The following is a 14889-nucleotide window of genomic DNA, read 5'->3' on the forward strand; positions in this document are numbered from 1 at the left end:
TCGGAGTGGATCGATGAGCGATGATGTTCCGTTTCTTCGTTTAACCGGGCTGTCTAAACGGTTCGGTGGCGTGCGTGCATTGGAGGAGATCGACTGGGACGTTCGCCCAGGCGAAATCCATTGCCTCGTCGGCGAGAATGGTTGCGGCAAGTCGACGCTCATCAAGACCGTGGCGGGGGTGCATCCGCCCTCGGCGGGCACGATCGAAATCGAAGGCAAGCCCGTTCTTCCGCTTGATCCGGCCCAGGCCAAGGCTCTGGGAATCCAGGTGATCTTTCAGGATCTGTCCCTGTTTCCCAATCTTTCCGTTGCGGAAAACATCGCCGTCGAAAACCATCTCGATCGTCTCCTGAAACCAGTCAGCTGGAAGCGGATGCGTGAGCGCGCCAATGCCGTACTCGCAAGGCTCGGCTTCACCCTCGACCTCGATCTCGTGGTATCAGACCTTTCGGTTGCCGAGCGCCAGATCGTCGCCATTGCGCGTGGCCTCGTCGCCGAGGCGCGGCTGATTTTCATGGACGAGCCGACGGCCTCGCTGACGCGAACGGAGGTCGATCGTCTACTCGGGATCGTAGGGCGGCTCAAGGCCGATGGCATTGCCGTCGTCTTCGTCTCCCACCGTCTTGATGAGGTGGTCGAGATCGCCGAGCGGGTGACCGTGATGCGCGACGGCCGCAAGGTGGGCACCTGGCCTGCCGATCAGGTGAACGAGAAGAGGATCGCGCATCTGATGACCGGGCTCGATATCGATCACTCGATTGTCGCCCGCGATATGGGCAAGGCCGAGCCTGTCCTCGAGGTCAGCGGCCTGTCACGCCGCGGCGAATTTGCCGATATCGATTTCACCCTTCGTCGCGGCGAGGTGCTGGGCATTTCCGGATTGCTGGGGTCGGGCCGCACCGAGCTTGCCCTGACGCTGTTCGGCATGCATCGCGCCGAAAGCGGCGGCATCCGTCTGGAGGGCCGGCCGCTTGCGCCACGCTCCAACCGCGATGCCGTGCGCGCGGGCATCGCTTATGTCTCCGAGGATCGCCTGAGCCTCGGCGTCATCCTGCAGCAATCGATCGGCGACAACATCATGCTCGCGGTCATGCGGGGCATGGCAAACCGGCTTGGGCTCATTCCCGGTAACGCACGCAGGCAGCTCGCCGAAGATTGGGTGCGGCGCCTCGCCATCAAGGTCCCATCGGCCGATCGGGCCGTGCAGACGCTTTCGGGCGGCAATCAGCAGCGGGTCGTTCTGGCGAAATGGCTCGCCACGCGGCCGAAGGTCCTGATCCTCGATTCCCCCACCGTCGGCGTCGATATCAAGAACAAGCAGGGCATCTACGATGTGGTTGCCGATCTGGCCCGTCAGGGCGTCGCTGTCATTCTCATCTCCGACGAGGTGTCCGAACTTTTCGCGACCTGTGACCGTATCCTGCATATGCGCGCCGGTCGCATTGTCGGCGAGGCGGTGCCGGGCGAGATCACCGAAGCCAACATGAAGGAGCGCATCTATGCATGAGGATAGCCAAATGGCGGCCGGATCGTCCTTTCTCGTGCAGTTGCGTCGTCGTCCGGAAGCATGGCTGCTGGCCGTCATCGCCGTGGTGGTGATCGTCTTTTCGCTGACGGCACGTGATTTCCTGACGCTCGCCAACATCATGGATCTGCTCGAGACCTATTCGGTGCAGGCGATCATGGCGATGGGCCTCTTCGTCGTCCTGGTTTCCGGCGGCATCGACATCTCCTTTGCGGCGACTGCATCCGTCGCGCAATATTGCGCGGCGCTGCTCGCAACGCAGCTCGGACTTTCCGCACCCGTCGTCATCCTCTGCGGTCTCATGATCGGTGTCGCGCTCGGCTGCCTGAATGCGCTGCTCGTCCACTATGTGCGCATCACATCCATCATCGCCACGATCGCCATGATGAGCGTCAGTTTCTCGCTGCTCATGTATTTCTCGGGCGGCAAGTCGATCTATACGCTGCCGGATTGGTGGACGGATCGCATCGTGTTCTGGCGGATGGAGACGGCATCGGGCGATATCGTCCGGGTGACGCTTCCGATTGTCGCGATGGCGGTCGTAACCCTGTTTACATGGGCATGGATGACCCGCTCTTCGGTCGGGCGTCAGCTCTATGCCATGGGGGGAAATGCGGAGGCTGCGCGGCGTGTCGGCATGAATATCGGCCGCCTGCAATTCGTCGCCTACGGCTATCTCGGGCTTATGGCGGCGATCGCCGGTCTGCTGCAGGCCCATCGCGTCGGCGAAAGCGTGCCCAATGCCATGTACAATACCGAGCTTGCCGTCCTCTCCGCCGCGGTTCTCGGCGGCGCCAGCCTGACGGGCGGCATCGGCACCGTGCCCGGCGTGCTGCTCGGCATCGTGCTTTTGGCTGTGCTGCAGAACGGGCTCAACCTGCTCGGCGTCTCTTCCTATTTCTTCCAGATCGTCATCGGCGTCACCATTCTGGTTTCGACCTCGATCACGGTGATCAGTTCACGGCCAGGCCGCCGCCATCGTATCATCGCGGGAGCACCATCCAATGGCTGAGCCTCCGCTTCTCTATAACCTCAACAACGGCCTTTCCGACCTGATGACGCGGATGAAGGCGGGAATTCCCGGCGCGCATACGGGGCTTGTCGTCCTGTTGGTTTTGCTGGTTGCCGGCTTTTCCCTGTTCATTCCGAACTTTGCCTCGGTCGGCACGCTGCAATCGTTCATGTACCAGCTGCCGCTGCTGGGACTTCTGTCGCTGGCCATGATGGCGCCCCTGATAACAGGCGGTCTCAATCTCGCAATCATCGCCACGACGAACCAGTGCGCGCTGCTGATGGCCTTCATCATGCAGAGCATGATCACGCCCGATAGCAGCGCCGCCTCGGTCGCAGCCGTCATCGTTCTGGCGCTTGTCGCCGGCATGACGTTGTGCCTTCTCATCGGCCTCATCACCGGTGCGCTCATCGCCTATACCGGCGTCCATCCGATCCTCATCACGCTCGGCACGAAATCGCTGATCGACGGCATCAGCATCTATCTGACCCGCGGCATGGCCCTTTCCGGCATACCGGATGGGTTTGCCCGTATCGGAACGATGACGATCATCGGCGTGCCGCTGATCTTCCTGCTATTAATCGTGGTGGCGGTGATCGTCAGCATCATATTGCGGCGCACCGCTTTCGGCGTCGCCTGCGCCATGATCGGCTCCAACATCGAGGCGGCGCGCTATTCGGCGATCGACACGCGTCGCGTGCTGGTCGGCGTCTATGTCATGTCGAGCCTGATCTGCTTCTTTGCCGCGCTGGTCATGCTGGCAACCTTCAATTCGGCCAGCGCGGATTATGCCCAATCCTATCTGCTGGTGACGATCCTCGCAGCCGTCCTCGGCGGCGTCGATCCTTTCGGCGGCTTCGGCACGGCCGGCGGCCTGATGCTGGCGCTTGCCATCCTGCAGGTCATTTCTTCGGGCTTCAACCAGTTCGGCCTCAGCAACTATCTGACCGTGGCGATATGGGGCGGCACTCTCATCTTCGTCGCCATGGCCCAGACGGCGCGTCCCTATCTCATGGGGTTGCTGCCTTCACGTTTCGATGGTTCGAAATGAGCATCGTTGCGGTCTTCGATATCGGCAAGACGAATGTGAAGCTGTCGGCGGCGAGCGGCGACGGCCGCGTCTTGGAAACTCTGTCGGTGCCGAATGTCGTCCGGGACGGTCCGCCCTATCGCCATCATGATCTCGACGGGCTGGACGACTGGTTGATCGACAGCTTGACCGCGCTGGGCCGCCGGCATGATATCGGCGCGATCGTCACCTGCGCCCACGGCTCCGGCGGCGTGCTGGTCGACAGGCAAGGCGCTGCGATGCCGATGATCGACTATGAGCAGCCCACACCCGCCGACGTCGATACATGCTACAGGAGGATTGTCGGTCCCCATCGGGAGAGGGCGAGCGCCGTCATGCTTGGCGCGGCACATCTTGCGCGGCAGATGTTGTGGCAGGAGATGCACTGGCCCGAGATTTTTGCCTCGGCCTCGGCCTATCTCGCCACGCCGCAATACTGGGCCTTCCGCCTCTCCGGCGTTCGCGCAAGCGAGGTGACGAGCCTGGCCGCCCAGTCGCATCTCTGGGCATCGGCCGACGGGCGGGCGTCTGCTCTCGTGGCGAACCGCGGCTGGCAGCGGCTGATGCCGCCGATGCGACGCGCCTGGGAGACGCTCGGGCCATTGAAGCCCGAACTGGCACGACGCACCGGTCTGAAGGCGACGACGCGTATTTTGTGCGGCGTGCACGACTCCTCAGCCAATTTCTATCGCTATCAGGCTGCTGATCTTTCCGACGTCACCGTCATCTCGACGGGAACCTGGATCGTGGCGCTGACCGATCGCACCGGCGTCGATTTCAATGTCGAGCGCCCTGGGCACTCGTGCAATGCCGATGTGTTCGGCAATCCGATGCCCGGCATGCTGACCATGGGCGGGCGTGAGTTTGCCGCCGTCGCCGCGACCGCGTCCGGCCCGGCCTCGCTGCCGGCCCTTCGGCAGATCGTCGCATCCGGGACGTTTGCAGTGCCGACATTCGGTTCGGACGAGGGGCTCTTTCCCGGCACGGCGCATCGCGGCCGTCTCGAAGGACCGCTTGCCCATGACGAGAATGTCCGCTTCACGCAGGCTGTCCTCTACTCGGCGCTCCTGACCGCCGCCTGTGTGGATGATCTGCCGCCGACAGAGACGGTGGTGCTGGACGGCAATTTTGTCGTCGATCCCCTCTATGGCGCCGTCGTCGCGGCGCTGTTGCCGGATCGGCGCGTGTTGGTCAGCCGCAGCACCACCGGAACGGCGACAGGTGCTGCCATGCTCGCCGAGCACGAAACACGAGCGTCGCCCGTGTCGCTGGCCGCCGAGACCCCGGATATATCAGACCTTCCCGACTTTTCATCATACCAGAGGCGCTGGCGTGCCCTGGTCAAGACAATGGAGCAAGTATCGTGACGACATATGACGACAATGGCCTGCGCGAGGACATGGTGGCGGTCTGCCGCCGTATGAACGCCTCCGGTATCAATCAGGGAACGGCCGGCAACGTATCGGTGCGCAATCCCAAGGGGTTTCTGGTCACGCCGACTTCCCTGCCTTACGATATGATGCGGCCCAATGACCTGGTGCAGATGTATTTCGACGGCAGCTACGAGGGTGAGCGCCGGCCATCATCCGAATGGCGCTTTCACCGTGACATTCTCGCCTCCCGCCAGGACATCGATTGCGTGCTGCATTGCCATTCGGTCTATGCGACCACGCTTGCGGTGCATCACAAGACCATTCCGAGCTTTCACTACATGACGGGCGTTGCCGGCGGCACGACGATCCGCTGCGCGCGCTACGCCACTTTCGGCACCCAGGCCCTCTCGGATGCGGCGATCGAGGCCCTACAGGACAGGCTTGCCTGCCTGCTCGGCCAGCATGGCCAGATATCGCTCGGCAAGACGCCGGCGGCTGCACTTGCTTTGGCGATCGAGGTCGAGACCCTGTCGCGCCTCTATGTTCAGGCGCTGACGCTTGGTGAACCGCCTGTTCTCGACGACGAGGAAATGGCGCGTGTCATCCAGCAGATGAAGAATATGAGCTATGGGCAGGCGCCGGATCTCGATGGTGTCAACGACGTGGCAAAACGCAAGCAGTAATCCGAGGTCGCAAGGCAAATCTCGTCCAGCGTGTCCCGGTATAGGGCTGTTCAATGGCGTCCTTATGCCCAGCGGGGAGGCGCCAGCGATGATCTTATGTCGATATCTCTTGTGAAATCAAAAATCCTGATATAAATGAAGCTTATTGATGGGGCTTTCGGGATTCGATGAAGCGCGGCTTTCTGACAATTTATGCGGGTGAGAATGCCGCGGTTTTGCGGGCGCTTTCGGCGCCGGCGCGCGTCGACATGTTGAAGCTGCTCTGCGCCAAGGGCGCCATGAACGTCAACGAGATCGCCCGCGAGCTGGATCTGCCGCAATCGACCGTCGCCACCGGCATCATGATCCTGGAGGAGGCCGGCCTTGTCGAAACCAAGGCGGCCAAGGCGCGCAAGGGTTACCAGAAGATCTGCACGGCGCTTTACGACGAAATCCTTCTGAGCTTCGAGGATACCGCCTTCAAGCATGACGAGGATGTGATCGAGGTCGCCATGCCGATCGGCCTCTATACGAGCTGCGAGACCCATGCGCCTTGCGGTCTGTGCTCGACCGAAGGAGTGATCGGGCTTCTCGACGTTCCCGACTATTTCCTCGATCCGCAGCGTATGCAGGCCGGCCTTCTCTGGTTCGGCCGCGGCCATGTGGAGTATAAATTTCCCAACAATGCCAAGATCTTGAACAAGGCAGTGAATGCCATTGAATTTTCGATGGAGCTGTCGTCCGAAGTGCCGGGCACCAATCCCGACTGGCCGTCCGACATCACGATCTGGGTCAATGGCGTTGCCGTCGGCACATGGACGTCGCCGGGAGACTATGGCGACAAGCGCGGGGCCTTCACGCCGGGCTGGTGGAAGCTCGAGGGCTCGCAATACGGCAAGCTCAAGACCTGGCGGATCTCGAAGAAGGGCACGTTCATCGACGGCGTCGTCGCATCCGACGTGACCGTCGACGACCTCGCCATCAGCCAGCATTCCTCGATCCGTCTGAGGATCGGCATCGCCGAGAATGCGCGCCACACGGGTGGCGTCAACATTTTCGGTCGTGGTTTCGGCAATTATGGCCGAGATATTCTGATGCGCATCGACCTGACGTGAAAATAAATCACATTTCCTGATATATAGCGCGCAATCGGGCTGAATCTCGAATTTATCATATTTTTTATAACTAATTGTTTTATCATTATATTTCTGCATTCGCAGGCTGTGAATACACGATTATTTGCGCGGAATGCTCCCTCGATGGCGTTGACGACCTTATAAAACTGTATCAAGATCAAGGTATAAGAACGAGATATATGATACATAAGGGAGGATAGCCGTGAAGGCGAACGTGGTCATCCATCGCGATTTCCGAATTGCCGACATTGACGATCGACTTTACAGCTCGTTTCTGGAGCATCTGGGCAGGGCGATCTACGGGGGCATCTATGAGCCCGGCCATCCGACCGCCGATGAGCACGGCTTTCGCCGAGATGTCATCGAACTGGTCCGCGAGCTGAATTCACCCTACTGCCGCTATCCCGGCGGTAATTTCGTTTCCGCCTATAATTGGGAAGATGGCGTCGGACCTCGTTCTGAACGCCCGGTGCGCCTCGATCTTGCCTGGCGGACGCGTGAGAGCAACCAGATCGGCGTCAACGAGTTCGTCGATTGGTGCAAGAAAGCCAATACCAAGCCGATGCTCGCCGTCAATCTAGGCTCACGCGGGCTGGATGATGCTCGTAACTTCCTTGAATATTGCAATCATCCCGGCGGCACCTATTGGTCGGATCTGCGTCGCAAGCACGGTTGGGCTGATCCCCATGGAGTCAAATTGTGGTGCCTCGGTAACGAGATGGATGGCCCGTGGCAGGTCGGCCACAAGTCGGCTTTTGAATATGGTCGTCTGGCCGATGAAACTGCAAAGGCCATGCGCGGTTTCGATAAATCGCTGGAACTGGTCGTCTGCGGTTCGTCGAATTCCGATATGAAGAGCTATCCCGATTGGGAAGCCCAGGTGCTGGAACAGTGCTACGACAGCGCCGATCATATCTCGCTGCACATGTATTTCGCCAACCGTGAAAAGAACACGCTCAACTATCTCGCCAAAGCGGAAAAGCTTGATCGCTACATCGTCACCATCGGCGGCGTCATCGACTATATCAAGGCGAAGAAGCGCTCGAAGAAGACGATCGGCATCTCCTTCGACGAATGGAACGTCTGGTACCATTCCAACCAGCAGGACAAGGATATCCTGGCGCGCGACGAATGGCCGGATGCGCCGCATCTGCTTGAGGATGTCTATAATTTCGAGGATGTGCTGCAGGTCGGCGGCATCCTCAACACGTTCATTCGCCGCTCTGATCGTGTGCGCATCGCCTGCATCGCCCAGCTCGTCAACGTCATTGCGCCGATCATGACGGAGGATGGCGGCCCGGCATGGCGGCAGACCATCTATTATCCCCTTTATTTCGCCTCGAAGTACGGTCGTGGCTATGCGCTGCGCCTGGTCACCGACGGTCCGACCTATGACAGCGACGAGGCGGACGACGTACCCTATCTCGATGTCTCTGCGGTTCACGATGTGGCGGCCAATATGGTCACGTTGTTCGCCGTCAACCGTCATCCCGATAGTTCGCTCGACCTCGACACCCGGCTGGAAGGCTTTGCCGACGCTCGCGTCGTCGAGCAGCACGAGATGGTTCATGAGGACTTGGGGGCGGTCAACACGGCATCCCGGCCGAATGCGGTCGTTCCGACCAGCACCAGCGATGCGAAAGTCGAGGACGGGCGGCTTCGCGCCACATTGAAGCCGCTGTCCTACACGGTGATCCGGCTGTCGGTATGACAGCTGGCGGCCGCAAGATCGCGAGGAGGCGATCCCGGTCGGCCTGGGAAGCGTAAGGAGAAGAAAGTCGCGGTCCGCCCGGCATTGTCCGGGCGCAGCGCGCAATTGATAACAACGGGAGGAGATCATGCAACAGTGGAAGAAGCTTGCTTTCGGCGTCGCACTGGCCACGTTCGGCCTCATCGCGGCAGCCAAGGCTCAGGATTATACTGCCTTGCCACGCAAGGAGACGCTGATCGTCGAGAATCCGGAAGGAACGATCAAGAATCCCGGCTGGTTCAACGCCTGGGTCAATGGCGGCGGCGGTGTCTCGACCGGTCTGCAGCAGCTGACCATGGACACGCTGTGGTACATCGACCCCGAAAAGGGGTTGGGTGGTTCTGCCTGGGACAATTCGCTTGCATCCGACAAGCCGCAATACAATGACGACTTCACACAGATGACGGTGAAGCTGCGCAAGGGTCTCTACTGGAGCGACGGCGTCGAATTCACCGCTGACGATGTCGTCTACACCGTCAAGACGCAGATGGACCATCCGGGCATGAACTGGAGCGCGGCTTTCTCGGTGCAGGTCGCAAGCGTCGAGGCGCCGGACCCATACACGGTCGTCTTCAAGCTGAAGAAGCCGAATTCGCGTTTCCACGCCATCTTCACGGTGCGCTGGAACGGCGCCTGGATCATGCCGAAGCATGTCTTCGAAAAGGTTGCAGATCCCGTTCGCTATGATTTTGCCAACCCCATCTCGCTCGGCCCCTATAAGCTGAAGGCCTTCGACCCGCAGGGCAAATGGTACACCTGGGAGAAGCGCGACGACTGGCAGCGCACCTCGCTTGCCCGCTTCGGCGAGCCCGCTCCGAAATATGTCAGCTATGTCGATCCAGGGCCGCCGGATAAGCGCACCATCGCCCAGCTCGAGCATAATCTCGATATCATTCACGACAACACGCCCGAGGGCATGTTCACGCTGAAGGAGAAGTCGAAGACCGTCGATAGCTGGTTCCCCGGCTTCCCTTTCGCCCATCCTGATCCGACCCTGCCGGCCGTGATCTTCAACAATCAGGATTCGCTGTTTCAGAATGCTGATGTACGCTGGGCCCTGGCATTGCTCATCGATATCAAGGCGGTCGACATGGCAAGCTATCGCGGCGCCGCGACGCTTTCCGCGCTCGGCGTTCCGCCGACGGCGATCGCCATGACGGACTATCAGGCGCCGCTGCAGGATTGGCTGAAGAACTTCGAAGTCGACACCGGCAAGCGCAAGATCAAGCCCTATGATCCGACGATCGGCCAGCAGATCGCCGATATCCTGCGCAAGCAACCAAAATACAAGGATCAGATCCCAACCGATCCGGCCGCCATCAGCGCCGCTTTTGGCTATGGCTGGTGGAAGCCCGATCCGCAGGCTGCTGCCGAACTGCTGGAAAAGGCCGGTTTCAAGAAGGTCGGCGGCAAGTGGATGACACCTGATGGCCAGCCCTTCAAGATCCGCCTGACGGTTGAGGGCGATACGCGCTCGGTCTTTACCCGTGCCGGTACCCTGATCGCGCAGCAATGGGCGGCCTTCGGCATCGACTCCAAGGCGGCGCCGACCACAAATCTCTGGCAGGTGGGGCTACAGCCCGGCAACTATCAAGTCGCTATCGCCTGGAGTGTGGAGACCTGGGGCGGGGATCCCGACCTATCGTTCTTCCTCGACAGCTGGCACTCGGAATTCGTTGCCAAGAAAGGTGAAAATCAGGCGCCACGCAACTGGCAGCGCTGGTCCAACCCGGAACTCGACAAGATCATCGAGAACATTCGCCAGGTGAGCGCCGATGATCCGAAGGGCGTCGAGCTCGGCAAGGACTATCTGAAGCTGGTCGCCCGCGAAATGCCGACCATCCCGCTGATGTCCTACAACGTCTTCACCTCGATGGATACGACCTACTGGAAGGGCTACCCGACCATCGCGGATCCCTACACCGACCCCGTTCCCAATTGGGCGAACTCCCGGTTGATGATGGTCAAGCTCAAGCCGGCGCAGCCGTAATTCTCCCGACCCCGGTGCGGCAATTGCCGCATCGGGCACCTTTCGCCGGACATTAGGCACGTCCGGCGAATCTTTTGAATTGATGATGAAGCGCAAGCAGCAAGGAAGACGGCGTCATGACGTCCTATCCAGTTTTCGTATTGAAGCGATTCGGTCAGTTCCTGCTCGTTGTCTTCCTTGGCATCTCCGCGACCTTCTTCATCACCCATATGACGCCGATCGATCCCGTCGAGGAAAGCATCGGCGCGATACAGCAGATGGGGCAATCCGATCCACGTGCCGTCGAACTGATGCGTCAGTCCCTTCGTGAACTCTACGGGCTCGAGGGCTCCGTCTGGCAGCAATATCTTCACTTCTGGGGCCGCCTTGCAACGGGCGATCTCGGGCCGTCGCTATCGGCATTTCCAACGCCGGTCTCCGCCATCATCATGAGGGCGCTGCCCTGGACCATCGGCCTGATGACCGTCGCGACGCTGTTCACATTTATCCTCGGCAACATGATCGGCGCGCTCGCGGGTTATTATCGCAAGAGCATGGCGCTCAAGGCCGTCAGCCTCGTCTTCATCGCCATGCAGCCGATACCCTATTACATCCTGGCCTTCGTGCTCATCATCCTCTTCGGCTATATCTGGCCGATCCTGCCGATCAACGGCGGCTATGAGATGAACACCGATCTGCGGCTGTCCTTTGCGCTGGTGCTCGATATTCTGCGCCACTCCATCCTGCCGGCGCTGTCGCTGATCCTTGTGGGGACGGGCGGTTGGCTGATCGGGATGCGCGCGCTCGTCTCCAATATCATCACCGAGGACTATGTCGTTTTCGCCGAGCTCGGCGGCGTGCCGAAGCGCAAGATCCTGCGCTCTTATATCGCCCGCAATGCCATGGTACCGCAGTTCACCGGCCTTGCCATGTCGCTCGGCGCCATCTTCAACGGCACCGTGATCACCGAAATCGTCTTCGGCTATCCCGGCATCGGCAATCTGTTGATCTCGGCCGTGCATGCCGGCGACTACAGCCTCGTATTGGGGCTGAGCGCGCTGTCGATCGTCGGTGTCGCCGCGGCAGTCTTCATCATAGACATATTGGGTCCGCTGATCGACCCGCGCATCAAGGTGGAATAGGCCATGCTCACGATCGTTCGCGACCTTGCCCGCCAGAACACGGAGTTCCTCTTCGGTCTCATGCTGCTCGCTGTGATCGTCGGGCTCGTGATCCTGTCCTACTTCTCGCCCTACGGTCCTTCCGACATCTATCTGCTGCCGCCCGACATGCCGCCCGATGGTCAATACTGGCTGGGAACGACCTCGCGCGGTCAGGACGTCTTCTGGCAGCTCACGACCGCTCTCAGAAATACCCTTTATTTCGGCATCGGCGTCGCCGTCCTGTCGCGCATCATCTCGCTGGTGGTGGGACTGGTGGCGGGCTATGCCGGCGGCTTCGTCGATCGGGTGCTGATGGCGATCAATGACAGCATCATGGTCATTCCGCAGTTCCCGGTGCTGATCCTGTTCTATTTCGTGCTGAAGGACGGAATGACCTGGACGGTGCTCATCGTCGTCATGGCCTCGCTCGGCTGGTCCTATGATGCCCGCCTGATCCGCTCGGTGGCGATCAGCCTGAAGACGCGCCCCTTTACCACGCAGAGTGTCTATTCCGGCATGAGCATGCGCAAGATCCTTCTTGAGGAGCATCTGCCCTACGTGCTGCCGATCGTCTTCGCCACGACCATGAACAACATGATCTGGTCGATCGGCATGGAGATCACGCTCTCGGTGCTCGGCTTCACGGACATCGAGACGCCGACCATGGGCATGATGATCTATTGGGCCAATGCGCATTCGGCGCTGATCGCCGGAACGTGGTGGTGGGTTGCCGCACCGGTCGCCGCCATCATCGTCCTGTTCCTGGCGCTCTTCCTGCTGTCGATGTCGATGAACGAATACAATGATCCGCGCAGTCGCTTGAACCGGATGGGGGGCTAGGGATGGAGGCTGTGGTCGAGGTCACCAACCTCAAGGCCTATTATAGGGCCTTCCTCTATGGCATCGATCGCGAAGTGCGCGCGGTCGATGATGTCAGCCTGAGGATCGGTCGCGGTGAGATCTATGGTGTCGCCGGCGAATCGAGCAGCGGCAAGACGACATTGATCAAGACCATTGCCGGCGCCATCCGGCCGCCGCTTCGGGTGGTTTCGGGCTCGGTCAAGTTTCACTTCAACGGTGCCACGCAGGATATCTACGCTATGGCGCCCGAGCAGCGGGCGGCGCTTAGGTGGCGGCATCTATCCTACATCATGCAGGGCTCGATGAACGTGCTCAATCCTGTCAGGCGCATCCGCCACTCGTTCACGGATTTTGCCTTTCGCCACATGAAGGTCGATCGCGCCGCCTTCTTCGATCGGGTCGCCGCTCATCTGCAGCGCCTGAAACTCGATGCCGATCTCCTCAATGCCTATCCGCATGAATTGTCCGGCGGCATGCGCCAGCGCATGACGATTGCGCTCGCCACCATCCTGACGCCGGAATTCATCATCGCCGACGAGCCGACGACCGCGCTCGATGTCATCGTGCAGCGCGATGTCCTGCAGATGATCCGCGAGATCCAGCGCGAGATGGGGTCCTCCTTCCTATTCGTCACCCATGACATGGGCGTGCATGCCGCCGTCTCCGACCGCATCGGCATCGTCTATGCCGGCCGGCTGGTCGAGGAGGCGCCGACGCGCAAGCTCTTTCATCTGCCGCTGCACCCCTATACGCAGCATCTGGTGGCGAGCTTGCCGCGGATCGGCGATCTCTCCACCCGTCCCTCGCTTGAGGGCAGGCCGCCCAATCTCGCCATGCCGCCGGAAGGGTGCCGTTTTCATCCGAGGTGTCCCAAGCGCATGGATATCTGCAGCCGCGAAGTGCCGCCAATGGTGATGGTCGAGCCGGATCGGCGCGTTGCCTGTTTCGCCGTGACGGGAGGATAAAGTTGAGCGACCTGCTTTCACTCTCGCATGTCACCAAGGTTTACCGTCAGGGCGGTATGCTCAGCCGTCGTCACATCACGGCTGTTCGCGATGTCAGCCTGACGCTCGGCGAAGAGCCGGAAATCCTTTCCATCGTCGGCGAATCCGGTTCGGGCAAATCAACCATCGCGGCGATGATCCTTGGCCAGACGGCCCCGACCGAGGGCAGTCTGAATTTTCGCGGGCGGCCGGTTGCCGTTCATGGAAGAGTTGAGCGACGCGCCTTCATGCGCGAAGTTCAACCAGTACTTCAAAACCCGTTCGAGGCGTTCAATCCACTTAAGAGGGTCGATCGCTATCTTTTTGAAACAGCGCGAAATTTCGCGCCGGATGGCAAGCGGCCGAGCCGCGCCGAAGTCGAGCGCATGGCGGATGCGGCGCTCGCCCATATCGGCTTGACGCTTGCCGAAGTGAAGGGGCGGTTTCCGCATGAATTGTCGGGCGGTCAGCTGCAGCGAACCGCCATTGCGCGTGCGCTCATCCCGCAACCCAGGCTGCTGGTCGCAGACGAGCCCGTCTCCATGGTCGACGCCTCCCTTAGAATGGCGATCGTCAATCTCTTCAGCCAGCTGAAGAAGGAACTTGGCCTGTCGATCATCTACATCACCCATGATCTTGCGACGGCCTATTACATCAGCGACCGCATCATCATCATGAAGAAGGGCGAGATCGTTGAAGAAGGCGGCGCGCGCGCCGTTCTCGACAACCCGCAGCATCCCTATTCGCGGGCCTTGAAGGAGGCGGTCCTATCCGCCAGCCCGGATATGGAGCCAGCTTCGCTAGTGTGATCCCACAGGCACGGGTTTGCTTTCAGCGCGCGATCCGCGTCGAAAGGATGATGGACGATAGCGTCCGCTCGACGCCGTCGATCTTGCCTATCTCATCGATCAGATGGTCGAGCTCGGAAATCGACGGAGCCGCGACGATGGCGATCAGATCGAAGGTACCGCTGACGGAGTGAAGCGTTGTCACCTCATGGATCGCATCCAGCGAAGCCGTTACTGCCGAGAGCGATTTCGGCGCAATGGTGATCAGAATGTGGGCGCGGATGAGACCTGAAAGATAGGCTTCCGACAGTCGAACGCCATAGCCCGCGATCACGCCTTCCCTCTCAAGCCGCTCGAGCCGGGCCTGAACCGTCGTTCGCGACAACGAGAGCATTTTAGCGAGTGTCGCCACGGGCATACGGGCATTCTGGCCGAGCAATGCCAACAACTCCCTGTCCTTTTCCGTTACCTGCATCGCGATTCCTGCATTCTGCAAAATCAAAGCGTCATATTGACCAGATTTATACAACGAAACGCGTTTTTTGTCGCTATGAATCGTCCAGTCCTCGCCTACACTTATAAAAATCTTATCAATGAA

Annotated in this window: 13 protein-coding genes; 12 read left to right on the forward strand and 1 reads right to left on the reverse strand. The window is 60.2% G+C overall.

Going from position 1 to position 14889, the window contains the following annotated elements:
* Positions 1-13 precede the first annotated feature (13 nt).
* From JTP94_RS19375 to JTP94_RS19430, 12 genes are all read left to right on the forward strand, one after another.
* Positions 14-1507, forward strand: coding sequence for a sugar ABC transporter ATP-binding protein (locus tag JTP94_RS19375; protein ID WP_204852074.1), 1494 nt, complete (start codon positions 14-16; stop codon positions 1505-1507).
* Complete coding sequence (locus JTP94_RS19380; protein ID WP_246755047.1) at positions 1500-2537, forward strand: ABC transporter permease; 1038 nt, start codon at positions 1500-1502, stop codon at positions 2535-2537. Before JTP94_RS19375 ends, JTP94_RS19380 begins: the two co-directional genes overlap by 8 nt.
* On the forward strand, positions 2530-3588 hold the full coding sequence (locus tag JTP94_RS19385; RefSeq protein WP_204852075.1) for an ABC transporter permease: 1059 nt from the start codon (positions 2530-2532) through the stop codon (positions 3586-3588). Before JTP94_RS19380 ends, JTP94_RS19385 begins: the two co-directional genes overlap by 8 nt.
* Positions 3585-4973, forward strand: coding sequence for an FGGY-family carbohydrate kinase (locus JTP94_RS19390; RefSeq protein ID WP_204852076.1), 1389 nt, complete (start codon positions 3585-3587; stop codon positions 4971-4973). The genes JTP94_RS19385 and JTP94_RS19390 overlap by 4 nt, the downstream gene beginning before the upstream one ends.
* Positions 4974-5005: 32 nt before the next feature.
* Complete coding sequence (locus JTP94_RS19395; protein ID WP_204852341.1) at positions 5006-5662, forward strand: class II aldolase/adducin family protein; 657 nt, start codon at positions 5006-5008, stop codon at positions 5660-5662.
* Positions 5663-5829: 167 nt separating this feature from the next.
* Positions 5830-6756, forward strand: coding sequence for a transcriptional regulator (locus JTP94_RS19400; protein ID WP_204852077.1), 927 nt, complete (start codon positions 5830-5832; stop codon positions 6754-6756).
* 223 nt (positions 6757-6979) lie between these two features.
* Positions 6980-8488 carry an alpha-N-arabinofuranosidase gene (locus JTP94_RS19405; RefSeq protein ID WP_204852078.1) on the forward strand — a complete coding sequence of 503 codons (1509 nt, stop codon included), beginning with the start codon at positions 6980-6982 and terminating at the stop codon, positions 8486-8488.
* Positions 8489-8615: 127 nt separating this feature from the next.
* Positions 8616-10517, forward strand: a complete 1902-nt coding sequence (locus JTP94_RS19410) for an ABC transporter substrate-binding protein (protein WP_204852079.1) — start codon at positions 8616-8618, stop codon at positions 10515-10517.
* Positions 10518-10633: 116 nt separating this feature from the next.
* Positions 10634-11638 carry an ABC transporter permease gene (locus JTP94_RS19415; protein WP_204852080.1) on the forward strand — a complete coding sequence of 335 codons (1005 nt, stop codon included), beginning with the start codon at positions 10634-10636 and terminating at the stop codon, positions 11636-11638.
* A 3-nt stretch (positions 11639-11641) separates the two neighbouring features.
* Positions 11642-12499 carry an ABC transporter permease gene (locus JTP94_RS19420; protein ID WP_204852081.1) on the forward strand — a complete coding sequence of 286 codons (858 nt, stop codon included), beginning with the start codon at positions 11642-11644 and terminating at the stop codon, positions 12497-12499.
* 2 nt (positions 12500-12501) lie between these two features.
* Positions 12502-13485, forward strand: coding sequence for an ABC transporter ATP-binding protein (locus tag JTP94_RS19425; RefSeq protein ID WP_204852082.1), 984 nt, complete (start codon positions 12502-12504; stop codon positions 13483-13485).
* Positions 13486-13487: 2 nt separating this feature from the next.
* Positions 13488-14312, forward strand: coding sequence for an ABC transporter ATP-binding protein (locus JTP94_RS19430; RefSeq protein WP_204852083.1), 825 nt, complete (start codon positions 13488-13490; stop codon positions 14310-14312).
* A gap of 22 nt (positions 14313-14334) precedes the next feature.
* Here JTP94_RS19430 and JTP94_RS19435 read toward each other — a convergent pair whose 3' ends face one another.
* Complete coding sequence (locus tag JTP94_RS19435; protein ID WP_204852084.1) at positions 14335-14766, reverse strand: Lrp/AsnC family transcriptional regulator; 432 nt, start codon at positions 14764-14766, stop codon at positions 14335-14337.
* Between the last annotated feature and the right edge of the window lie 123 nt (positions 14767-14889).

Source organism: Martinezella lusitana (assembly GCF_016901135.1).
GTDB lineage: Bacteria > Pseudomonadota > Alphaproteobacteria > Rhizobiales > Rhizobiaceae > Rhizobium > Rhizobium lusitanum_D.

Excerpts from the sequence above, each read along its gene's own strand:
- JTP94_RS19415 (WP_204852080.1), top strand. The coding sequence starts at position 10,634 with ATGACGTCCTATCCAGTTTTCGTATTGAAGCGATTCGGTCAGTTCCTG.
- JTP94_RS19385 (WP_204852075.1), top strand. The coding sequence starts at position 2,530 with ATGGCTGAGCCTCCGCTTCTCTATAACCTCAACAACGGCCTTTCCGAC.
- JTP94_RS19390 (WP_204852076.1), top strand. The coding sequence starts at position 3,585 with ATGAGCATCGTTGCGGTCTTCGATATCGGCAAGACGAATGTGAAGCTG.
- JTP94_RS19380 (WP_246755047.1), top strand. The coding sequence starts at position 1,500 with ATGCATGAGGATAGCCAAATGGCGGCCGGATCGTCCTTTCTCGTGCAG.
- JTP94_RS19425 (WP_204852082.1), top strand. The coding sequence starts at position 12,502 with ATGGAGGCTGTGGTCGAGGTCACCAACCTCAAGGCCTATTATAGGGCC.
- JTP94_RS19420 (WP_204852081.1), top strand. The coding sequence starts at position 11,642 with ATGCTCACGATCGTTCGCGACCTTGCCCGCCAGAACACGGAGTTCCTC.
- JTP94_RS19375 (WP_204852074.1), top strand. The coding sequence starts at position 14 with ATGAGCGATGATGTTCCGTTTCTTCGTTTAACCGGGCTGTCTAAACGG.
- JTP94_RS19435 (WP_204852084.1), bottom strand. The coding sequence starts at position 14,766 with ATGCAGGTAACGGAAAAGGACAGGGAGTTGTTGGCATTGCTCGGCCAG.
- JTP94_RS19400 (WP_204852077.1), top strand. The coding sequence starts at position 5,830 with ATGAAGCGCGGCTTTCTGACAATTTATGCGGGTGAGAATGCCGCGGTT.
- JTP94_RS19395 (WP_204852341.1), top strand. The coding sequence starts at position 5,006 with ATGGTGGCGGTCTGCCGCCGTATGAACGCCTCCGGTATCAATCAGGGA.
- JTP94_RS19410 (WP_204852079.1), top strand. The coding sequence starts at position 8,616 with ATGCAACAGTGGAAGAAGCTTGCTTTCGGCGTCGCACTGGCCACGTTC.